This is a genomic window from Streptomyces sp. NPDC003327 (assembly GCF_053589515.1).
Window position 1 is genome coordinate 1 of the sequence record NZ_JBSFSA010000015.1, and the last position, 21,889, is coordinate 21,889.

The window sequence follows — 21,889 nt, forward strand, 5'->3', positions numbered from 1 at the left end:
TCCAGGAACGGGACCACGTCGTCCGGGCCCTCGGGGCCGCCGAAGGAGAGCAGCAGCAGGGCGTCGTACGGGGCGGGATCGTGCTGATCGGACATCGGGAGTTCCTCGGGTACGGCGGACGGTTCGCTACGGTTCCTTCTGTGCGAGGCCCGCCAGGGATGCGGCCCGCCCCATACGGGGGACCGGACGCGCGGGTGTGCGGAGCGTGCATCCGTCGGCGCGCTCCGTGCGGAAGGGATTCCCACCGACACCTTCGAGGAGCATCCCGCACATGCACCGACGTCTGCCCGCCGCGGAGCGCGTCTCCGCCGTCCTTCTCACCACCGCCCTCGCCTCCCTGGCACTCGCGCCCGCCGCGACGGCGGGCCCCGACGGCCCTGCCCGCGCCGTCGGCACCGTCGACCTCGCCCGCTACACCGGAACCTGGTGGCAACTCGCCGCCGTGCCGCAGCTGTTCGAGCTCCAGTGCGCCAAGAACGTCAAGGCGGTCTACGGCACGACCGCTCGCGGCACGGTCGCGGTGGCCAACAGCTGCACGACCTGGCTGGGCACCCACAGCCGCGTCAACGGCGAGGCCCTTCCCCTCGACGCCACCAACGCCCGCCTGAACGTCTCGTTCCTCCCCTGGAAGGACGGCTACCGCCACGGCACCGGGGCCAACTACGTCGTCGCGGGCCTGGGAGCCGCGTACGACTGGGCCGTGGTGACCAACGAGGACCGGACCTCCGGCTTCGTCCTCTCCCGCACCCCGCGGCTCGACCCGGCGCGGACCGCCGACGTCCTCCGCGCGATCCGGGGAGCCGGACTCGACCCCCGCGACTTCCGCACGACCCGCCAGGACGGCGGGGACCCCAACTGGCGCCTCGTGCCCTGACGGACCGGCCCCGCGGGCGGCGGTCCATTGGTCCCCCTGGAGCATCGGAGGATAGGCCGCCCCCGCCCGGCGGGTAGCCCTCACCACGGCGTCCGGCCCTCCGGCGCGCCGCCGCCCCTCCTTCCTTGCCGGACGACGAGAGGAGACAGTCCAGGTGCGCTGCGACGTCGCCATCATCGGGGCAGGGGCGGCCGGGCTGTCCCTCGCCCGGCGGCTCCTGTGTCCGCCGCCCGGAGCCGCCGCCCCCTCCGTCGTCCTGATCGACGCGCCCCCGGGCCCGCTCAGGCCCCCACCGCGGACCTGGTGCTACTGGGAGCGGGGGCCCGGTGAGTACGACGCCTGGCTCACGGCGTCCTGGCGCCGGGTGCGGCTCCACGGCACCGACGCGCGCCCCGTCCCGTGCGACCTGGGCGCGCTGCGCTACAAGATGCTCACGTCCGAGTCGTTCACCCGGGGGATCCGGCCGCTGCTCGCCGGACTGACCCGCGTCGAGGCCGTCGTCGAGGGCGTCGCCGACCGCCCCGACGGGGTCACCGTCTCCTGCCGCACCGCCGACGGCCGCGAACGGCCCGTCCACGCGCGCTGGGCCTTCGACACCCGCCCGCCGGCCCCCCTGCCGCCCAGCCGCGTCCGCCTCCTCCAGCACTTCAAGGGATGGTTCCTGCGCTCCGAACGCCCCGCCTTCGCACCCGACACCGTCGACCTCATGGACTTCCGCACCCCGCAGCCGCCGCGGGGACTCTCCTTCGGCTACGTGCTGCCGCTGTCGAGGCACGAAGCCCTCGTCGAGTACACCGAGTTCAGCCGGGAGCCGCTCCCCGACGAGGCGTACGACGAGGCCCTGCGGCACTACACCGGCTCCCGGCTCGGGATCGGCGCGTTCGAGGTGCGCGGTGTGGAACGGGGACGCATCCCGATGACGGACGCCCGGTACGACCGCCGCGCCGGACGGAGCACCTTCCGCATCGGCGCCGCCGGCGGCGCGGTGAGGCCCTCGACCGGATACGCCTTCGCGGCGATCCAGCGGCAGACGCGCGCCGTCGCGGCCCTGCTCCACGCCGGCCGTGAACCCCTTCCGCCGCCCGCCTACCCACGACGTTCGCTCCTCATGGACGCCGTCCTCCTGCGCGGCCTCGACGCCGGCAGGGTCTCCGGGCCCGAGTTCTTCACGCGGCTCTTCGAGGAGGTCCCTCCCGAACGGCTCCTGCGGTTCCTCGACGGGGAGACCCGGCCTTCCGAGGAGTTCCGCATCGGCCTGCGCACCCCCGTGCTCCCCATGCTCCGCACCACCGCGGAGCTGCCCTTCCTCACCCGTCGGCCCTGAACCGGCCCCTTCGTCACGAGAGCGGACCCCTGCCATGCGCCACACCCGGAACGGCATCCCCGCACGCGGCCGCGACCGCAGGGCGGTCGTCGTGCCCGCCGCCGACGGACGCCCGAAGCCCCCGCCCGGCCACCGGCCGCCGGCCTGCGCCGTCGTGGGCGGCGGCATCGCGGGGATCGCGGCGGCCACGATCCTCGCCGAGCGCGGCGTCGACGTCACCCTCTACGAACGGCAGCCCACCCTGGGCGGGCGCCTGGCGGGGTGGCGGGACCGGCTGAGCGACGGCTCGGAAGTGACCATGAGCCGCGGCTTCCACGCCTTCTTCCGCCAGTACTACAACCTGCGCGGCCTGCTCCGCCGGGTCGACCCGGGCCTCGACCGGCTCACCGGACTGCCGGACTACCCGTTGCGGCACGGCTCCGGCACGTACGACAGCTTCGCCCGCGTCCCCCGTACGCCGCCCTGGAGCGCGCTCGGCTTCGTCGCCCTCAGCCCCAGCTTCGGGTGGGGGGACCTCGGCCGCATGAACGCCCGCGCCGCGCTGCCCCTGCTCGACGTCCGCGTGCCCGAGGTCTACCGGCGCTTCGACGGGATCAGCGCCCGCGCCTTCCTCGACGGCGTCAACTTCCCCCCGGCCGCCCAGCACCTCGCGTTCGAGGTGTTCTCGCGCAGCTTCTTCGCGGACCCCGACGAACTGTCCGCCGCCGAACTCGTGCTGATGTTCCACATCTACTTCCTCGGCTCGTCCGAGGGACTGCTCTTCGACGTACCGAACGAGCCCTACCCGCAGGCTCTGTGGGACCCCCTCGCCGCCTACCTGCGGAGCCACGGCGCCCGCATCCTCACCGGGACCGGCGTCCGGGAACTGGCCCCCGCGGCCGGCGGCGGACACACCGTCCTGTCCGACGACGGACCCCGGCACGCCGACGCCGTCGTCCTCGCCACCGACACCGACGGCCTGCGCGCGATCGCCGAGGCGTCCCCCGGGCTGTGCGACGCGCCCTGGCGAGCCCGGATCGGAGCCCTCCGCACCGCGCCGCCCTTCCTCGTCTCCCGGCTCTGGCTCGACCGGCCCGTGGCCCCCCTGCGGCCGGGCTTCCTGGGGACCAGCGGATTCGGCCCCCTCGACAACATCAGCGTCCTCGACCGCTGGGAGGGCGAAGCCGCCCGCTGGGCCGCCCGCACCGGCGGATCGGTGGTCGAGCTGCACGCCTACGCCGTGGACCCCGCGGCAGACCCCCGCGCGCTCTCCCGCGAACTGGTCGCGCAGCTGCGCCGCGCCTGGCCCGAGACGCGGGCCGCCGCGATCCTCGACGAGCGGCACGAACTGCGCGCCGACTGCCCGCTCTTCGAGGTCGGGGGGCACCGCAACCGTCCGACGGTCCACACCCCGGACCCCACCGTCACGGTCGCGGGGGACCTGGTCCGTACGGAGTACCCCGTGGCCCTCATGGAGCGGGCCGCCACCACGGGCTTCCTCGCGGCCAACGCCCACCTGCGCAGGTGGGGGCTCCGCGGCCAGACGCTGTGGACCGTGCCCGCGGCCGGCCGTTCGGCCGCCCTGCGGTTGCTGGCCCGGGCGGGCGGGGAACCCGTGCCGGCCGGCTGAGCGCCCGGGGCGCGGCGGCGACACCGCGCCCCGGGGCGTACGCCGTGCGGCGCTCCGCACGGCGTACGCCCCCGGGGACAGTGCCGCCTAACCGGGGAAGCGCCCCGTGCTCCGCAGCAGCCAGCGGCGCTCCGCGTACGCCAGGTCGTCCCGCCACAGGCGCGCCGACGCCGACCGCATCGCGGGGCGCAGCAACGGGGCCAGGACCCGGGCCGCCCCGAAGCCCGGACGGTCCGAGGCCGCCACGACGGCCTCCACCACCGCGGTGCGCGGGCGTGCGGCTCCGGCGGGGGTCAGCGGCGTGGCGTGGGTCTCGACCACGGAACCGGCGCCCTCGCCCTCGGTGATGCGCATGGTCACGGTCCGCGGCTCCGGCGCGGTGAAGACCGCCGTCACCGGCACCACCACGCGGCCCGCCACCTTGAACGACACCCGGACGACCAGGGCGTCCTCCTCGTCGGTCACACCGTCCGCCGGTGCGGAGAGGACCTCCAGGTCCACGAAGGAGTACGGGTGCAGCCACGAGCCGTGCCACGGGTCGAGCCGGTTGGCGACGACGTCCTCGGGCTCGCACCCGCCCACGCCCGTGTGGACCGCCGCGACCGCCGCCGCGACGGGCGGCCTCGGCGGCACCACGGGGCGCTCCGTCGGCTCCTCGCCCCCGACCCCGTCGAGCCGCACCCAGACCAGCACCCCGTCGTCGTACGCGGGCCACGGCTCCCAGCCCCCGGCCCGGGAGCCGTCCAGGGCCAGGCCGTGCCAGCGGCAGATCAGGGTCCCGCACCGCACCACGCCGTCCTTCAGGGCGGCCCCGAGGTGCGGGCAGACGCCCGGCCCCGCGCGCACCTCCCCCCGGTCGTCGCGCCAGAGCACGACCTCCGTGCCCGCGACGGTCCTGCCCGCGGGCCGGTCCGAGCGGACGTCCCGGCTCGCCCCCACGACGTACCAGTTGCCGGAGGGCCGGGACGTCGCCCGTTTCAGTCCGGCGGCGATCCCCGCCGGTCGCGCCTGCCGCCACGTCGCCCGCTGGTCCGCCCAGGGCACCGGTTCGCGCCGGAGGCTCAGGGGCAGACGGCGCCGGTCGCCCCGGCGGCTCGGTTCCCTCACCGCGCGTCCCTCCTCGCCCCTTCGTGCCGCTCGCGACCCCCGCTCCGCCCGAGGGCCCCCTCCGGCGGCCGCCCGCCGGGACGACCCGGCGCCTCCGCCGGGCCCGCCCGGCCCGACCGCCGCCCCCGGCCCGTGCCGCGCGCCGCCAAAGCCCGTGCGAGGCCGGGCAGCGCGATCGCCGCCCGGCGCCGCGCGCCGACCACCGCCCGCCGGTGCAGCACCGCGTACCCCTCCTTCTCGATCACCGTCAGGATCTCCCGGTAGAGGACGAAGGCCGTGCGCACACACGGCGCCGACACCGGATCGAGCATGCCGATGCCGGGCTCCGCCTCCCGGTACACCCCCTGGGTCAGGGCCGCGGCCGCGCGCAGCGCGTCGGTGACGCGCGGGTCGCGGCAGCCGGTCAGCCTGCTCCACCGCAGCAGGTCCCGGTCCACGCCGGACGCGGCGAGCAGGTCGGCCGGCAGGTACACCCGGCCCCGGTCCAGGTCCTCCCCGACGTCGCGGAGGAAGTTCGTCAGCTGGAAGGCGACGCCGAGCGCCGCCGCGTACGGTTCGGCCTGCTCACGCGGGACGACGGTGCCGAGGACGGGCACCATCTGCAGTCCGATGACGGCCGCCGAGCCGTGCATGTAACGCCGCAGATCGTCGTACGTCGCGTACTCCCGTACGAAGAGGTCGCTGCGCATCGACCCGAGGAAGTCGTCGAAGTGCCGCGCAGGGATGCCGAGGCGCTCGCGGGTGTGCGCGGCCGCCGCCACCGCGGGATCGGTGACGGGTTCGCCGCGCAGGGCCCCGCGCCACTCGGCCTCCAGGACGTCGAGCGAGGCCGCCCGCTCCTGCGGCGTCGAGGCGGCCGTCTCGTCCACGATGTCGTCCGCGCGCCGCGCGAAGCCGTACAGGGCGTGCACCGCGCTCCGGCGGTCCAGCGGCAGGAGGCGCGTGGCCAGGAAGTACGTCCTGCCGTGGCGCGCGTTCAGCCTGCGGCACTCCGCGTACGCCGCCCGCAGCGCCGGATCGCGCACCCCGGCGGCGTCGAGCTCCCGCGCCGTCACGAGCCCTCCAGGTGACCGGCCGGTGCGGGCGCCGCGCGGCGGACGGCCCCACGGGAGGCCCCGGTGATCCGTTGGGCGGCCAGCTTGCCCGAGACGAGGACGGGCGGCACGCCCACGCCCGGGGTGGTTCCGCAGCCCGCGAGTACGACGTTGTCGGTGCCCCGGACCAGGTTCCGCGGACGGAACGGACCGGTCTGCGCGAAGGTGTGCGCGAGCGAGAACGGGGTGCCCGCGCTGTGTCCCTGGTCCGCCCAGTCGGCGGGGGTCACCAGGCACTCCTCGTCGACTGCATCACCGAATCCGCTCAGTCCGCGCCGCTCCAGCTCCGCGACCAGTGAGTCCCGGTAGGCCGGAGCGAGTTCGCCCCAGTGCGCGGAGTCCGGGCCGATGTCGGTGTTCGGGCAGGGAGCCAGGACGTAGTGGAGGTGCCGGCCGGGTGGTGCGAGCCCGGGGTCCGTGGCCGTCGGGCGGGTGACGAGGAGGGACGGATCGGTCATGAGGTCTCCCGTGCGGGTGAGTTCGTCGAAGGTGCGGGACCAGGCGGAGCCGAACAGGAGCGTGTGGTGGGCGAGTTCGGGCCAGGTGCGGTCCGTCCCCGCGTGCAGGATCACCGCGCTGGGGGAGTGCCGCCGCCGGAGCGGCCGCTTGGGCGCACGCCCCAGGAGCCGGTAGGTGAGGGGGAGTTCCGTGGTCAGCACGACCGCGTCGCACGGGATCCGTCCCTGGTCCGTCACGACCGCCGTCACCCGTTCCCCCGACCGTTCGAGGGCCGTGACCCGCTCGCCGAACCGCAGCTCGGCGCCGGAGCGGCGCGCCGCGTCCGCCATCGCCGTGGGCACGGCGTGCATGCCGCCCCGCGGGAAGAAGACCCCGGCCACGGTGTCCATGTAGGCGATCACCGCGTAGGCCGCCAGCGCCCGCGACGGGGGCACGCCCGCGTAGAGCGCCTGGAACGAGAACACGCGCCGGAGCCGCTCGTCCGACAGGAAGGACCCGATCGCCCGGTCGAGGCGCCCGAGCCCGCCGAGGGCCGCGAGACGGACGAGGTCGGGGTGGAGCAGCTGCGTCGGCGAGTCGAAGTTCGCGTCGATGAAACGGCGCTCCTGCACCGCGTACAGCCTGCCCAGCCAGGCGCGCATGCGGAGGTACCCGTCGGCCTCGCGGGCCCCGGCGAACCGCTCGACCTCGGCGGCCATGGCGTCCGCCTCCGTGTGGACGTCGACGCGGCTCCCGTCCCAGAACAGCGCCCGGTACGCGGGGTGCAGCGGAACCAGCTCCACCCGGTCGTACAGCGAGTCCCCGACAGCCGCGAACGCCTCGTCCAGGAGGGCGGGCATCGTCAGGACGGTGGGCCCCGTGTCCACCCGGAAGCCGCCGAGGTCCATCCGGCCGGCCCGCCCGCCCGGTAGGGGCTCCCGCTCGACCATGGTCACCTCCCGTCCGGCGCCTAGCAGATGGAGCGCCGCCGACAGACCGGCGAAGCCGGCGCCCACGACGACGACGTGGTCCGTCCTGCCCGTGACCCGCCTCAACGGACCACTCCCGCCCCGGCGACCGCACCGACGGGCGCCGCACCCACGGGCCCCGTGTGCACGCGGAAGCCACCGCCCCCGGCCTCGTCGACTCCGGCGGCCTCACCGCCGATCCCGGCCTCGTCGACCCCCGCCGCGCCACCGACCCCGGCCGCATCACCGGAACCCGCACCGGAGAGCACGACGCCACCCGCGTCGAGGAGGATCCGCGCCACGTGCTCGGCCGGACCCGGAGCCAGCTCCGTCCGCCGGAGCGTCCGCAGCGCACGCGCGCACAGCCGTTCCGCGCGCGCGGCGACGTGGGCCCTGGCGCCGCGGGACTCCAGCAGGTCGATCACGCGCCGCAGCTCCCGCTCCGTGGCGGCGGGGGAGCCGACCACGGAGTCCAGGAGCCGGAGCCCCTCGGCGTCCCCGCCGCGGACGCACAGTGACCGTGCCACGGCCATCAGATAGGTCGCCTTGCCCGCCCGGAGGTCCTCGCCGGCCGGTTTGCCGGTGCTCCGCGGATCGCCGAACACCCCCTGCAGGTCGTTCCGCAGCTGGAAGGCGATGCCCGCGCACAGTCCCGCCTGCCGCAGGCCCCGCAGGGTCCGCTCACCGGCCCCCGCCAGGCGGGCTCCCAGCAGCAGCGGATGCACCGCGGAGTACTGAGCCGTCTTCAGCACGGCCGTCCGCATGGCCCGTCCGGCGGAACGCGACCCGGTCGCCTGCGTCTGGAGGTCCAGATACTGCCCGGCGACCATCTCGGTCCGCATCGCCCGCCACTGCGCCCCGAGACCGGGGGAGTACGGGGTCGTCAGAAGCGCCTCCGCGAACGCGTCGTCCGCCCAGGCGAGGGCCAGGTCACCCGCGAGGACGGCGGCGGACGCGCCGAAGCCCCCGAACGGCGGCCGGCCGGGGCCGTCCGTCCCGTACTGGCGGTCGAGCGCGACGTGGACGGACGGGCCGCCCCTGCGGAGCGGAGAGCCGTCCATCACGTCGTCGTGGATGAGGGCGCACGTCTGGATGAGTTCGACGGCCGCCGCCACCCGCAGGGCCGTACCGGCCTCGCCGGCGCCTCCACCGGCCGCGCGCATGGACCACCACAACAGCTGCGACCTGCGACGTCCTCCTCCCGCCGCGAAGGCGGCCACGCGTCCGGCGATGTCCGCGGCGAAGGTCCCCTCCACGGCCCGGGCCTCGGCGAGGCGCTGTCGGAGGAGCTCGTCGATCACGTGGTTGAGGGCCGAGGGGACGTCCCTGTCGATGGAAGGAGGGTCGAGAGTGCGCATGTGGGTTCCCTTGCTGCCGTGCGGCGGGCAGTGCGGTGCGTCTGCTTCTTCCGTACCGCGGCAGCGCGCGGATGCAGCAAACGATGGGCCGAACCGGGCACCGCGCGGGCCGACGCACGGGCTCCGCGTGGTCCCGGCGCGCCCCGTGGCCGCGGCGGGTCCGGTGAGCGACCCTGGGGAGTCCCGCCCCGAGGGGTCCCCGACCGGAAGGGTCCACGACATGCTGCGTGACGGAGACCTCGCCGCCGCGTTCGACCACGCCTCGCCGAGCTACGACCTCATGACGTCCGCCAGCCCGGGCTACCGCGCTCACCTCCGCCGGTCCGCCCGGCGGCTCGGCCTGCCGGACGAGGGCGCCGGACTCACCCTGTTGGACCTGGGATGCGGAACCGGTACGTCCACGGCGGCCCTGCTGCACGCGGCGCCGCGCGCGACCGTGGTCGGCGTCGACGCGTCGGCCGGCATGCTCGCACGCGCCCGCGCCAAGGCGTGGCCCGAGCGGGTCTCCTTCGTCCACGCCCCGGTCGAGCGCATGGAGGAGAGCGGGGCCGGCGGACCGTACGACGCCGTCCTCGCCGCGTACCTCCTGCGGAACGTCGCCGATCCCGACGCCGTGCTTCGCCTCGTCCACCGCCTCCTCCGGCCCGGCGGCCGCCTCGCCGTGCACGAGTACAGCCTCAGCGGACGGGCCTCCGACCGGCTCGTCTGGAAGACGGTCGTGAACGGGTTCGTCAGGCCCTGGGCCCGGCTGCACGGGGACGCGGAACTCTACGGGCACCTCTACCGCAGCGTGCTGGCCTTCGACACGACGGACGCCTTCACCGCCCGGCTGCGGCGCGCCGGCTTCACCCACGTGCGCTGCCTGCCCCAGCCGGGCTGGCAGACGGGCATCACCCACACCTTCGTCGCGCAACGCCCGTGATTCCCCCGCGCACTCCCGGGGCAGCGGGGGCGGGGGAGGGGCGCACGGGCGGACCGCGTCGGCTGGCGGCCGGCGGACGCCCGTGGTCGGCTGGCGCCGTGGGCACCTCTCCGCTGCCGCCTCGTCCCGAGGGACCCGATACGGCGGGCAGCATCGCGACCCCTCCCCTTTCCCCGGATGTGTCCGGAGACGACTGGTGTCCGAAAGACCGCCCTCGCCCGCGTGCGCCCACTGCCAGGACCGGAACGACGACGGGCCGCCGCACGGCGACATCGTGCGCGAGACCTTCGAAGCCCTCTTCAGCGACTGGTACCCCCGGGTCCTCGGGTGGGCCCGGCACCGCTGCATCGACCTCCACGACGCGGAGGACGTCGCCCAGCAGGTGTTCGTGGACGTCTGGCTGCACTCCCGCAGGTACTGCCCCCGCCGCGGCGGTCTCGGACCCTGGCTGCACGGCATCACCGCCCACAAGGCGGCGGACGCGTCGGGGGCCGTGGTCCGCCGGCACGAAGGCGCCCGCCGTCTGACGCGGGGCCCGGCCCCGGAGAGCACCGACGCCACCGCGCGTGCCGTGGAGCGCCTCGGCATCGCCCCGCACATGGCCGAACTGCCGGCCGACCGGCGCGAGATCCTCTTCCTCGCCTACTACCTGGGGCTCACCCAGCCGGAGATCGCACAACGCCTCGGTCTGCCGCTCGGCACGGTCAAGAGCCACACCAGGAGGGCCCTGAGAGCGCTCGCCCTCGTCGTCACCGAACGCGCGACGCCGTCGGCACGGCGGACCGCACACCACCGGTCCCGGACATCTCCCGGATGAGCCCGCGCGCGGTCCAGGCCGGGCCGCGGCGCCCGACCCACCGGGACCACCGGCCGATTCCGGGGAGCGGTTCGTCGAGCAGCCGGCGCAGGGCCCGCCCGGCCGTCAACTCGTCCAGTCGGGAGGGGTCGACGCACCGGGCGACACCGGCCCGCTCGGCGTCGTGGGCGATGGCGAACTGGTCGCTGGAGAAGGGCAGGACGAGGGCGGGCCTGCCGGCGGCCAGGCACTCCGTGAAGGAGTTGTTCCCCCCGTGGTGCACCATCGCGTCCACCCTCCCCAGCAGCCACCGTTGCGGCACCGTCGCCTCCACGTGGACGCCCGGCCCCGCGAGCGCGGACAGGGCCGCCGCCCGGTCGCCCGCGGCCACCACCGCGGCCGTCCCGGGGACATGGGCGAGCAGCCCCCTCACGAGCAGCGCGAGGACGTCGTCACGGGCGGAGAGGAACGTTCCGAGGGCGATCAGTACCAGGCGGTCGTGCGTGGCCCCGAGCCGCCGCACCACCTCCTCCCACTCCGGTCCGGGCTCCGGCTCGTCGTTGGGCCCGCAGTGCCCTCCGTACAGGAGCGACGGCCCGTTCTCCGGATGCCGGGGCAGCCAGGGGAACTCCGGATAACCGAACGCCACGGCGTACGGCGAGGTCAGCGCGAAGGCGCGGCCCGGGGGCGGGGCGTCCGGAGCGTGGACGCGCGCCACGTCCGCGAAGCAGCGGGTGAACGCCGCCTCCACCGCTCCCGCCGCGCCGCGCAGCTCCGCCAGCCGATCCTCCCCCGGCCGGATCTCCCGGGGCCACGCGTAGGGCACGCCGAACAGGACGTCGTCGGAGGGCGGGACGTACGTCGGATGGCCGGGGCAGTACGTCGCGTAGCGCAGGCCCAGGCAGTGCAGGGCCAGGGTGACGGGGTAGCTCAACTGGTCGACGACGTACCAGTCCGGGCGCAGCCGCGCGTCGAGGACCCTGAGCGCGGCCAGCGTCCCCTCGGGATCGGACAGCATGTCCCGGCCCCGGTGACGGCTCTGCGTGAGCAGCGCCGGGACCGCTCCGCGCCGCGTGGAGTCGAGGAACTCCCCGAGCCGTTCGGCCTCCCCGGCCGCCTGCCGGGTGCTGCGCGCCACTCCGGTGTTCGCGTTCCGCGTGACGGTCAGCGGGACGAACGCCACGCCCGCGCGCGCCGCGTACCCCTCGAAGGACGGCCCGGACGCGAAGACCACGTCGGCGCCCTCGCGTGCCAGGGCACCGGCCAGCACGGAGAGGGGCTGCGCGTGGGAGGCGAAGGGAGGGCTGACGACGACCACGCGCGGCGCGCGCACCCGGGCGGCTGCTGATGACTCCATGCCGACGGGTTCAGCCCTTGGGCGCCGGTCGGATGCGGGGGCGCGGCGCCGGACCGGCGGGGCCCGTCGCTCCCCGTGGATCACCGCTCGTGCATCCGGCACCCGGATCGCCGACGAAGAACTGCGCGCCGACCGTCGTCGACGAGGAGAAGCGATGAACCGCTCCCACACCGCAGGGGCCCGCCCGCTGCCCGCAGGTCAGCACCCCCTGCGCGCCGGCCCGCGCAGGGGCGCGGGGGACCCGTCCGAGCCGTTCCTCGCCGTCCGCGCGGCGCACTGGCGAGCACCCCTGACCGGTGACGACCCCGGCTGGCCGGGCACACCGCACCTGCTCGCGGAACTGGTGCGCGCCGAGTACCGGGGAAGCGACCGCACGACGGCCCCCGCGGTCTTCGCGACGCCCGGTGACCTCGTGCTGGCGCGGCTGCGGCGGCAGCTGCGCACGGGAGGCCTCCCGACGCCGTCCGCATGCGTCCGGCTGCTCGACGGCTGCGACCGCACGCGATCCGCCGTCTTCGACGCGTGGCCGGACGTCGTCCGCCGGTTCGGCCCCCTCAGGTCGGAGGCCGCCCTGCGCGTCGGTCTCCGCAAGGGGACCGCCTCCGAGGAGGCGGTCGCGGCCATGCTGGACCTCGCCGCGGCGGCCGAGCTGCGCCCCCTCACCCACCCGGAGCTCCGCGCGGCCGCCACGTCGTCCGGACGCCGCACCCGGCACGCCGCGTGGCGTCTCCTCTCCGCGACGGGCGGGCAGTCCCTCGTACCCGGCGTCCGGACGGCCGAGGACGCGTACGAACGGACGCTGCTCGCCCTGCTGGGCCGGAGCCGCTCGGCCGACCGGACGCGGGACGAGCCGCGCCACGGCGTCGTCGTCGCCCAGTCCATGCTGCTGGGGCGGCTCGACCGCCCGGGCGAGGGCATGAGCGGCGGCCTCGGCGTCCTCCTGGGCTCCCTCGGGGACGCCCTCGCGGGCACCGGGACCGTCGCCCGCGTGCTCACCGTCGTCACGGCCTGCACGCCGGAGCTGGAGGCCGACCCCGTACTGCTGCGGCGACGGGCCCCGGGACACTGGGTCCTGAGGATTCCGGTGGACAGCGCGCACCAGCTCCGCCCCGACGAGTTCGGGAGGCACCGGGAGGCGATGGCCTGGTGGGCCGCCGCACTCTTCGCCTCGCTGTCCACGCCCGTCGACGTCCTGCACGTCCGCTACGCCGACGACGGCTCGCTCGCCCTCGCCGAGGCCGCCCGCAGGGCCGGGACGCGCGTCGTCTTCACGGCCGCCCCGGACCCGCACCGGCAGATGACCGAGCGGTACGACACCACCGCCGCCGACGGGGGAGCCCTCCGGGACGACCTGCACCGCGTGTTCGTCGCCGACCGGCTGGTGGAGCGTGCCGACCGGGTGGTGGGCATCGCGGGCCGGGACGGCGCGGCGACGGAACTGCTGCGCTACTTCCCGCAACTGCTCGACCGGAACGGCGCGGGCGTGCCGAGCGCTCCTCCCGAGGGCATCCCGCCGTACGTCGCGCCCCCGCGGGAGGCGGCGAGGCGCGCGGAGCTGCTCCGGGCGGTCGACGCGGCCGTCGCGGCCACCCCGAAGCCCGCGGACGGCGGCACCCCGTCGGTGCTGCTCGGCGTGGGACGGCTCCACCCGGTCAAGCAGCAGGACCTCCTGGTCCGGTCCTGGATCGACTCCGGGTGCCACCGGCGTGCGGCCCTGGTCCTCGTGGGCGGCAGCCCGCACGCCGGAGACCCCGTCGAAGGCGTGATGCGCGCACGGGTCGAGGACGCGCTCCGCGCCTGCCCCGAGGCGCGACGGCGTCTGGTGCTCCTCCCGGCCCTCTCCAACGCGGAGGTCCGGATGCTCGAACGGAGCCTGGCCGATCCGGCGCGGCGGTCCCCCGCCCGCTACGTGTGCGCCAGCGCCAAGGAGGAGTTCGGCCTCGCGGTCCTCGAAGCCATGGAGGCGGGACTGCTCGTGGCGGGCCCGCTCCGCGGCGGTGTGCCGCACTACCTCGTCGACGGCCACAACGGGCTCCTGATCGACACCTCCCGAGCGGAGACACTCGGCGACGGACTGGCCCGGCTGCTCGCCGTCGACCCCGAGTCGGCCTCGGCGATGGCCGCCCGTGCCCAGACGCTGGTCCGCACCACGTTCTCGTCCGCGGCCATGGCCGGCACGCTGGCCGAGCACTACGCGGCGGTCACGGCCGTCCGCGCGGCCACGGCCGACGCGAGCCGCGCGTCCGGCCTCCCGGCCGTCTCCGCCTGAGGCGGTGCGCGCGGCCCGCGACGGGAGCGCAGCGGGGAACGGGAGGCTGAGCCCCAGCGCCGCCACCGACGGCTCCCGGGTGGCCCGCCGCCCGCACCGGTGCCGGAACGAGGAGTGGGAACGGGCGGTCCGAGCGCGCCGCCCGCGCCGCGCGGAGCACCCGCGGCGGGGTGGCGCCCCCGAACGAGCCCCGTGGCTCACTCGGTGATCTCGACCGGTGTACCCGCCGCTGCCGCCGGGACCGCGGGCGTCTTCCCTTGCGTGAGGCCCTGGAGCAGCGTGGCGAGGTCGACGCCCGTGGCGGAGGTGAGGAGCTCCATGCCCTGGGTGACGTTGTCGGTGACGGTGCGGGTCAGCCGGCTCGCCCCGTCCGTGGAGATGACGGTCATCTTGTCGACGGCGGCCAGCGGTTCGGCGGCCTTGGCGACGACCTGCGGAAGGACCTCGACGAGCATCTGGAGGACGGCGGCGTCGCCGTACCGCTCGAACGCCTCGGCCCGCTTGTGCATGGCCTCCGCCTCCGCGGCGCCCTTCGCCGCGATGGCGCCCGCCTCCGCGTCGCCCTCCAGCCGTGCGGCCTCCGCGATGGCGGCGCGCCGGGCCCGCTCGGCCTCACCGCGCTTGGCGCCCTCGATCGCCTCCGCCTCCGCGAGCGCCTGGCGGCGCTGCTTCTCGCCCTCACCGGTGAGGCGGGCCCGCTCGGCCTCGGCCTCCGCCGCCGCGATGGCCGCCATCCGCTCGGCCTCCGCCTGCTTCACCCGGGCGGTGCGCTGCGCCTCCGCCTGCTGCTCGGCCTGGTAACGGGCGGCGTCGGCGGGCTTGCGGACCTCGGTGTCGAGCTGGCGGTCCGTCAGAGCGGCCTGGCGGGCGGCGACCTTCTCCTGCTCGGAGAGGATGTCCTGCTGACGTGCGGCCTCGGCGAGCGGTCCCGCGGCGTTCGCCTGGGCGGCGGCCTCGTCCGTCTGCGCCTTGATCTCGGCCTGCTTCAGGTACAGGGTCCGCTGCGCGACGGCGATCTCCTCCTCCGCCTTGAGGCGGGCCTGTTCGGCGGCACGGCGGGCGACGGCCTCGGCGATGTCGGCCTCCTGCTTGGCGCGGGCCGCCTCCGGCCGGCCGAGGTCCTCCAGGTAGGAGCCCTCGGTGGTGATGTCCTGGATCTGGAAGGCGTCGAGCACCAGCCCCTGCCCGGAGAGGCTCGCCTCCGCCTCCTCGGCGACCTGCCCGGCGAAGGCGGCGCGGTCGCGGATGATGTCCTCCACCGACATCCGGCCCACGATGGACCGCAGCGCGCCGGACAGCACCTCCTGCGTGAAGCCCACGATGCCGTCCTGCTGCATCAGGAACCGCTGGGCGGCCGCCCGGATCGAGTCCTCGGTGCCGCCGACCTTGACGATCGCGACGCCTTCGAGGTTGGCCTTGACACCGCGCAGGGTGACCGCGCCCCGGACCGCCACCGGAATGTGCCGGCTGGACAGGTCGAGGCTGAACTTCTGCTGGACGAACGGCACGACGAAGACCCCGCCGCCGACGACGACCTTCTGGCCACTGTTGTCGGTGAACACCCGCCCCGTGGCGGGGTCGGTGGACTTCTTGCCGCGTCGGCCCGTGACGATGAACGCCTCGCTCGGGCCCGCGACCTTGTAGCGCGTGACGACGACGAGACCGAGCAGCACGAACAGGGCGACGATGCCGAGGACGGACAGGAGCACAGGGCTCATGACGGAACCCCTTTCGATCGGAACCGGACCAAGAAGAGAGGGAAGGGCCGAGGCGCGGCACCACCCCTGGACGGGAAGTACGGTCAGTGCTCGACCGGACGTACCGACACCGAGGTCGCCGAGAGCACGGACTCGACCCACACCTCCGCGCCGCGCACGACGGGAACGTCGGCCTTCGCCGCGTACTTCACCGGCTGCCCGGCGAGGTACAGCAGCACCTCGCCGTAGCCGCCGGCCGGGATCGCCGTGACCACCGAGCCGGTCGAACCTGCCAGGTCCTCGGCCCGCGGCGCGGGCGCGGCCCCGTCGCGCGTCAGCGCCCGACCGAACCTCCAGGTCAGGGAGGCGACGACGACCCCCGCGACCGCACCCGCACCGGCGGCGACCCCCGCCCCCGTACCGGTGGTTCCGAGCACGATCGCCCCGGTGAAACCCAGAGCCGACACGAACCCGGCGACCACCGGCAACGACAGCAGCCCGTCCGCCCCACCGCCGATGCCGTCGAGGACCCCCTCCAGCACCCCGTCGAACACCAGGGACAGGACGAGCAGCACGAGACCCGCGATGCCGAGACCCAGAAACCAGCCCATGCGCGTCCCTCCGTCCCCCGCGGCCGCTGCCGTCGCTGACCGGATGGTTCCATGGAGCCGCGCAGGTGTTCACTGCCGGAGTTCGGCAATCTTTACGCGTTCTTGATGCCGGGGACGCGCGGACGGGACATGGGGGCGGGATGAGGGACGGGTACGTGGAGGAGTACGGGCCGCTGCTCGCGGACGTGGCGGCGACCGGACGGCGGCTCGGCCGTGAGGAGTTGGAGCGGCGCCGGGAGACCGGCGAGCGCGCGGCGCGCGAGGGGCTCGCCCTGCGCGAGCTGATCGGACACCATCTGGCGGCGGTCCGGGCCGCCTGGCCCGAGCAGCCGCTCTCCCGGCGGACGACCCTCGATCTCCTCACCGCCGTCGAGCAGTCCGTCGACGCCTTCGCCGGCGGCTTCGAGCGCGCCCAGCGCCTCGCCGTGCGCCAGGAGGAGGCGGAGCGGCGGGAGTTCATCGACGATCTGCTCTACGGCCGCAGCGACCTCGGGCGGATAGCCGAGCGGGCCGAACGGTTCGGCCTGCGCCTCTCCGGTGCCCACGCGGTCGCCGTCGCCCGCGGCCCGCAGTCGTACGGCGAGGCGGACGCCGTCCCGCAGCGGGTGGAACGGGCCCTGATCGGCAGGTTCGGCGACCGGCACATCCTGCTCACCACCAAGGGCGGCCGGATCGTGTGCGTCGCCCCCGGCGACCAGGCCGACGTCCTGACGTACTTCGCCAAGCAGGCGTTCGCCGCCACGGGCGGCGGCCAGGCGGCCATCGGCCGGCCCCAGCCCGGCCCGCGCGGTGTCGTCCACTCGTACGAGGAGGCCCTCGGCGCCCTCGACCTCGCCGACCGCCTCGATCTCGACGCGCCGGTCCTGCACGCGGCGGACCTCCTCGTCTATCCGGTCCTCACCCGGGACCGGCAGGCGATGGAGGACCTCGTCCGCAGCGTCCTCGGCCCCCTGACCTCGGCGCGGGGCGGCGCGCGACCGCTCCTCGACACGCTGACCGCCTTCTTCGACTCCGGCTGCGTCACCACCCAGGCCGCCCGCCACCTCGACCTGTCCGTGCGGGCCGTCACGTACCGCCTCGACCGCATCCACCGCCTTACCGGCGCCGACCCCGCCGATCCGGCGAGCCGCTACACCCTCCAGACCGCCGTGATCGGCGCCCGTCTCCTCGACTGGCCCGCGAAGGAGCTCTGAGCAGTCGCTCCGGCGGCCGGGGCGGCGGGGAATCCGGTGTCCCCGGGCCGAGGGGGCAAGGTAACGTCCCTGTCATGTTCTTCCCGACTCCGATGTACGAGTGAGAGCGTGACGGGCCCCGCTGACGTGCTTCGACGTCGCCGCCCGTCCCCCACCGACGAATCCGTGGATCACCTCACAGCAACGGGAGAACCCGTGACCGACAGCAAGAACATCAACAACCCCGTGGGCCAGGGCGGCGGCCAGCGCAAGCGGCTTTCCCGCGCCGAACGCCAGAACAACGGCCCGCACCGCAACGCCGACCGCCAGAGCGCGGCCGAGAAGAAGGCGGAGCTGGTGCGCAAGATGCGCGAGAAGACGGGCGGGGCCGAGGGCGCGGACCGGACGGACGCACCGCAGTCGGGCGCCGACACCGCACGGAGCTGACGCACCGCCGCCACGGGGCGGCACCGCACGGCACAGGGGCACGGACCGCGACCCGCGGTCCGTGCCCCGCTGTCTTCACCGCCTGCTCCGCCCCGTCGCGAAGGTCAGGCCGCGACAGGACGGCTGGAAGGCCGTGCGCGGGGGAAGGACGGGTACGACCCGCGGTCGGAGCGGCCGCGGGACGACGAGGGAGGACACGTCCATGGCACAGGACCACCGGCCGACCGGCACCGACTCCGACGCCCGCTCCCCGGGGAGGGCCCAGGTGGCCCAGCGGAACCGGCTCCTCCGGCTGGGCGCGCCGCCCGTCGCGGCGGCCGCGCTGACGGCGACCGTCGCGCTCTGCATGACGCTGGTCGCCTTCGGGAACATCACCGACTTCGGTACCAACCAGCAGTTCGTCCAGCACGTCCTGAGCATGGACACCACGTTCAGGGACCCCGACCTGATGTGGCGCGCGGTCGAGTCCCGCGCCCTCCAGAACGCCGCCTACGTCGCGGTCATCGTCTGGGAGACGCTGACCGCGGCGGTCCTCCTCGCCGCCACCTGGCTCTGGGTCACGGGACTGCGCCGCGACGCCTACGAACGGGCCCGCGCGGCGAGCACGGTCGGCCTGGTGATGGTGCTGCTGCTCTTCGGCATGGGCTTCCTCGCGATCGGCGGCGAGTGGTTCGCCATGTGGCAGTCGTCCGACTGGAACGGCCTGGACGCCGCCGCCCGCTACGTCGCCCTGGCGGGCTTCACGCTCCTCGTGGTGCACCTGCCCGGAGTTCGCCGGGCCGCCGCCGAACGGACCTGACGCGCCGCGCGCCGAGGGGTGCCGGCGCGGCGAGGAGCACGTCCCCCGAACGGCCCGGAGGAACTCGCCGCCCGGGACGCGGGCGCGTCCAATGGGAAGCGGTCGGGCGGCGTCAGGAGGCGGCAATGTCGTGGGCGACCCGGCTGCGGAACATGCGGAGCGAAGCCGAGCGCCGCTTCCCCGTCCTCTCGGAGCTGACGAGCAGACTGGTCAGCGGGAACCTCCTCGACGCGGGCACCCGGCTCGCCGCTCAGGCGTTCCTGGCCGCCGTCCCCCTCCTGTTCGCCGTGGCGGCCTTCGCCCCGCTCGGCGTGCGCGAGCAGCTGGGGGAGTCCCTCCGCGCCATGTTCGGGCTGACGGGCCGGTCGGAGGACGAGCTGCAACAGGTGCTCGACGGGGCCGCCGCCGACGGGCTGCGGGAGACCACCGGAATCGTCGGCGCGGTCGTGGCGCTGGTGTCGGCCACCAGCTTCAGCCGGGCCATGGCGAGGGTGTGCGAACGCGCGTGGGGCCTGCCCAGGGCCGGGACGCGGGTCGCGGCCTGGCGGTGGGCGGTGTGGCTGCTCGCCCTGCTCCTGGTGGTGCTGCTCCAGGCTCCCATCCGGGACGGCTTCGGTGCCGGGGCGTGGCTCGGCGTCCCGCTGTTCTTCCTCGTGAGCACGGGAGTGTGGCTGTGGACCCAGCACCTCCTGCTCGTCAACCGGGTCCGGTGGCTGCCCCTCCTGCCCGGCGCCGTGCTGGGCGCCGCGGCCACGAGCGCCCTCGCGCTGACGGCACGGCTCTACCTGCCGGGCGCGCTCAACAGGGCCTTGGCGGAGTACGGCTCCCTGGGCCTGGTCCTGACGATGCTGTCGTGGCTGATCGTCGTGTGCGCCGCGGTCACGTTCGCGTTCACCATCGGCGCCGTCCTGGCGCGGGAGCCCCCGCTCAGCCGCTACCTCGGAACCGACCCTGACGGCACCGGACCGGCCCCCGGCCCCCTGCCGCGCCCGTGACGGGATTCACGCGGGGCCGACGACGATCAGGACGTCTCCCGTCGTCCAGCGTCGTGTCTCGGTCTTCGGGGGGTTGAGGCGGGGCGTTCGGGAGGTGCGGGGGCGGTAGCCGATCGCCGCGACACCGTGGCGGGCGGCGGCCGTCACGAGGGCCGCGAAGGGCGCCTCGGTGCCGGGCGCGACGAAGTCGGTCGCGGGGCGGAGGCGGACGCCGTCGCCGGTGGGTGCGAAGAGGGCCTCGAAGGCGGCCGTGAGATGCGGGTTCTGGGCCACCTGGGCCATCAGGAGGGCGGTCAGCCGACCGGTGACCACGAGGTCGGTGCGGGGTCCCGCCGGGGCGAGGGGGCGGTTGCGGGCGTCGGTGAGCTCGGCGACCGTGGGCACGGCCCGGCCCGACTCCCGCTCCCGGGCCCGGAGGCGGAGGAGGGCGACCAGGGTGCGGTGGTCGGCGTCGCAGGGACCGTCGCCGTCCGGACCGGCGAGGACGAGCACCTGGTCGTACGTCTCCGCCACCGGGGGCACCTGGTCGTACGGCTCCGCTTCCGCAGGCCGCCGGTCGTACGGCTCCGCTTCCGTCGGCCGATGGTCCGCGTCGGCCCGCACCGCGGTGACCCCGGCCGCCGCCAGGCCCTCCGTCAGGCGCTCGCCCCGCCGGTTCCAGCCCAGGACGAGGACCCGGCGCGCGGCGGACGGCGCCGGGGGCCGGGCGGGCAGGGCGGCCGCGGGGGTCCGGGGGGCGGCCGGGAGGACGGTCGCCCGGTGGTCCTCGGCCAGGACGAGGAGGCCGTCACCGGGGGTGAGGACGGTCTGCGGGGGCGGGTTGAGGTGCGGGGTGCCGTCCGCCCGGACGATGCCGACCGCGCAGGCGTCGGGGCAGGCGGCCGACAGCTCGCCGTAGCGGCGGCCGGGGAGGCCGGGCGGGCGGAGGGTGTGGAGTTCGGCGCCCGCGAAGTCGAGCAGGTCCTCCAGGACGGGCGCGAGACCGGGCTCGAGGACGCACTGGACGAGCAGCCGGGCCGCGAGGTCGTCGACGTCCAGGACCGTCGCGCCGGGCCCGCCGGCCAGACGGGCGTCCGGGAGGTGGACGCCGTCGCGGACCGCCGCCACGACCGGGACGGGGCAGCCCTCACCGACGGCCGCCCGGAGCGCGAGGAGGGTCCTGACGACCCGGGCGTCGGCGTCGGGGGCGTCCGGCGGGACGACGACCACCGCCCGTGCGGCGGCGGGGCTGACCCGGGCCAGCGCGGCCGGGTCGGCGGGACGGCCCCGGCGGAACAGCGGCCGCGCCCGTGCACGGGACGGCAGCACGTCACGCGTCTCCCGCTCCATCTCCGCCTTGTCGCGGTCGGCGAGGACCACCACGGCGCCGCGCCCCCGCTGGGCATGGGCGGCGAGGAGTTCCGCGACGACCGTGGGGGTCTGCTCGGACCAGCCGAGGACCAGGGTGTGGCCGCGCTCGACGACCGTGGTCTGACCGCGCTCCAGTTCGGCGAGCCGGTCCGTGAGGGCGGTGGTGACGATCCCGACCAGGAAGGAGACGTACAGGAGGGAGACCAGGGCCAGGAAGACGGTCAGGGCGACCCGCAGCGGCGGGCCGACCTCACCGCCGAGCCGGAGGGTCTGGCCGACCGTCCGCCAGACGGTGGCGGCCTTGCCCTGGAGGGTGTCCGGGGCCTTGCTGTCGGTCCAGACGAGCAGGGCGCTGACGGGGGCCACCAGCCCCAGGCAGGCCAGGGCCAGCCAGGCCACGAGGGCCGTCACCCCGCGCACGACGGTGCGGTCGACCCAGTACCGCGCGCGGGCCCGCACGCCGGGCCGGGCCGCCGGGCCCGCGGCCGGTGGTCCGGACGGCCGGACGGCCGGGGTGGGCGGGGCCCGCCGGGGCGTCCGCTGGGAGGGGACCGTGGACTCGCGCTCCTTGGGCACGGAAGCAGAGTGACGGTGGCCCCGGTGCGAAACGCCGCCGATGCCCGGTGTTCATCCTTTCGTGCAGGCGCGCGGGAGGCACGCGTTCGAGCCGTTCACCCGGCGCGCGGCGTCGGGGGCGTACGC

At 75.7% G+C, this 21,889-nt stretch carries 18 protein-coding genes; 10 read left to right on the forward strand and 8 right to left on the reverse strand.

The window, feature by feature from the left end:
- Positions 1–271: 271 nt before the first annotated feature.
- The 3 genes from ACWDVG_RS15340 to ACWDVG_RS15350 all read left to right on the forward strand — a co-directional run bounded on the left by ACWDVG_RS15340 (position 272) and on the right by ACWDVG_RS15350 (position 3,807).
- Positions 272–874: a lipocalin family protein gene (locus ACWDVG_RS15340; protein ID WP_451699639.1), complete on the forward strand. Its 603-nt coding sequence runs from the start codon at positions 272–274 to the stop codon at positions 872–874.
- Positions 875–1,028: 154 nt separating this feature from the next.
- Positions 1,029–2,198 carry a lycopene cyclase family protein gene (locus ACWDVG_RS15345; RefSeq protein WP_451699640.1) on the forward strand — a complete coding sequence of 390 codons (1,170 nt, stop codon included), beginning with the start codon at positions 1,029–1,031 and terminating at the stop codon, positions 2,196–2,198.
- 34 nt (positions 2,199–2,232) lie between these two features.
- Positions 2,233–3,807 (forward strand): FAD-dependent oxidoreductase, encoded by a 1,575-nt coding sequence (locus tag ACWDVG_RS15350; RefSeq protein ID WP_451699641.1) that lies wholly within the window; start codon positions 2,233–2,235, stop codon positions 3,805–3,807.
- A gap of 87 nt (positions 3,808–3,894) precedes the next feature.
- Here the strand turns inward: ACWDVG_RS15350 and ACWDVG_RS15355 are convergent, their stop codons facing one another.
- Genes ACWDVG_RS15355 through ACWDVG_RS15370 form a run of 4 tightly spaced genes read right to left on the reverse strand, consistent with a single transcriptional unit; the run spans position 3,895 to position 8,772 of the window.
- Complete coding sequence (locus tag ACWDVG_RS15355; protein WP_451699642.1) at positions 3,895–4,914, reverse strand: DUF5914 domain-containing protein; 1,020 nt, start codon at positions 4,912–4,914, stop codon at positions 3,895–3,897.
- Positions 4,911–5,969 (reverse strand): phytoene/squalene synthase family protein, encoded by a 1,059-nt coding sequence (locus ACWDVG_RS15360; protein ID WP_451699643.1) that lies wholly within the window; start codon positions 5,967–5,969, stop codon positions 4,911–4,913. Before ACWDVG_RS15360 ends, ACWDVG_RS15355 begins: the two co-directional genes overlap by 4 nt.
- The gene (locus ACWDVG_RS15365) at positions 5,966–7,501 is read right to left on the reverse strand and encodes a phytoene desaturase (protein ID WP_451699644.1); all 1,536 of its coding nucleotides are present in this window, start codon (positions 7,499–7,501) and stop codon (positions 5,966–5,968) included. The genes ACWDVG_RS15360 and ACWDVG_RS15365 overlap by 4 nt, the downstream gene beginning before the upstream one ends.
- Complete coding sequence (locus tag ACWDVG_RS15370) at positions 7,498–8,772, reverse strand: polyprenyl synthetase family protein (protein ID WP_451699645.1); 1,275 nt, start codon at positions 8,770–8,772, stop codon at positions 7,498–7,500. Before ACWDVG_RS15370 ends, ACWDVG_RS15365 begins: the two co-directional genes overlap by 4 nt.
- A 220-nt stretch (positions 8,773–8,992) precedes the next feature.
- Here ACWDVG_RS15370 and ACWDVG_RS15375 point away from each other — a divergent pair, with 220 nt between their 5' ends.
- Both ACWDVG_RS15375 and ACWDVG_RS15380 read left to right on the forward strand, forming a co-directional pair.
- On the forward strand, positions 8,993–9,694 hold the full coding sequence (locus ACWDVG_RS15375; RefSeq protein WP_451699646.1) for a class I SAM-dependent methyltransferase: 702 nt from the start codon (positions 8,993–8,995) through the stop codon (positions 9,692–9,694).
- A gap of 196 nt (positions 9,695–9,890) precedes the next feature.
- Positions 9,891–10,511 (forward strand): RNA polymerase sigma factor, encoded by a 621-nt coding sequence (locus ACWDVG_RS15380; RefSeq protein WP_451699647.1) that lies wholly within the window; start codon positions 9,891–9,893, stop codon positions 10,509–10,511.
- Here ACWDVG_RS15380 and ACWDVG_RS15385 read toward each other — a convergent pair.
- Positions 10,444–11,847 (reverse strand): glycosyltransferase, encoded by a 1,404-nt coding sequence (locus ACWDVG_RS15385; RefSeq protein ID WP_451699648.1) that lies wholly within the window; start codon positions 11,845–11,847, stop codon positions 10,444–10,446. The genes ACWDVG_RS15380 and ACWDVG_RS15385 overlap by 68 nt on opposite strands.
- Positions 11,848–12,001: 154 nt before the next feature.
- On the opposite strand from ACWDVG_RS15385, the gene ACWDVG_RS15390 reads away from it, so the two are divergent.
- A complete protein-coding gene (locus tag ACWDVG_RS15390; protein WP_451699649.1) occupies positions 12,002–14,116 on the forward strand; it encodes a glycosyltransferase family 4 protein in 2,115 nt (704 codons plus the stop codon).
- A gap of 197 nt (positions 14,117–14,313) precedes the next feature.
- On the opposite strand, the gene ACWDVG_RS15395 is transcribed toward ACWDVG_RS15390, so the two are convergent.
- Positions 14,314–15,834, reverse strand: coding sequence for an SPFH domain-containing protein (locus ACWDVG_RS15395; protein ID WP_451699650.1), 1,521 nt, complete (start codon positions 15,832–15,834; stop codon positions 14,314–14,316).
- Between the two features lie 83 nt (positions 15,835–15,917).
- On the reverse strand, positions 15,918–16,424 hold the full coding sequence (locus ACWDVG_RS15400) for a hypothetical protein (protein WP_451699651.1): 507 nt from the start codon (positions 16,422–16,424) through the stop codon (positions 15,918–15,920).
- Positions 16,425–16,564: 140 nt separating this feature from the next.
- Between ACWDVG_RS15400 and ACWDVG_RS15405 the strand changes: the two genes are divergently transcribed.
- The 4 genes from ACWDVG_RS15405 to ACWDVG_RS15420 all read left to right on the forward strand — a co-directional run bounded on the left by ACWDVG_RS15405 (position 16,565) and on the right by ACWDVG_RS15420 (position 19,837).
- Positions 16,565–17,617 carry a PucR family transcriptional regulator gene (locus ACWDVG_RS15405; RefSeq protein WP_451699653.1) on the forward strand — a complete coding sequence of 351 codons (1,053 nt, stop codon included), beginning with the start codon at positions 16,565–16,567 and terminating at the stop codon, positions 17,615–17,617.
- A gap of 195 nt (positions 17,618–17,812) precedes the next feature.
- Complete coding sequence (locus ACWDVG_RS15410) at positions 17,813–18,043, forward strand: DUF6243 family protein (protein ID WP_451699654.1); 231 nt, start codon at positions 17,813–17,815, stop codon at positions 18,041–18,043.
- A gap of 202 nt (positions 18,044–18,245) precedes the next feature.
- A complete protein-coding gene (locus ACWDVG_RS15415; protein WP_451699655.1) occupies positions 18,246–18,842 on the forward strand; it encodes a DUF2165 domain-containing protein in 597 nt (198 codons plus the stop codon).
- Between the two features lie 125 nt (positions 18,843–18,967).
- Entirely contained in the window at positions 18,968–19,837 is an 870-nt protein-coding gene (locus ACWDVG_RS15420) for a YhjD/YihY/BrkB family envelope integrity protein (protein WP_451699656.1), read from the forward strand.
- Positions 19,838–19,843: 6 nt separating this feature from the next.
- Here the strand turns inward: ACWDVG_RS15420 and ACWDVG_RS15425 are convergent, their stop codons facing one another.
- A complete protein-coding gene (locus ACWDVG_RS15425; RefSeq protein ID WP_451699657.1) occupies positions 19,844–21,763 on the reverse strand; it encodes a CASTOR/POLLUX-related putative ion channel in 1,920 nt (639 codons plus the stop codon).
- Positions 21,764–21,889 lie beyond the last annotated feature (126 nt).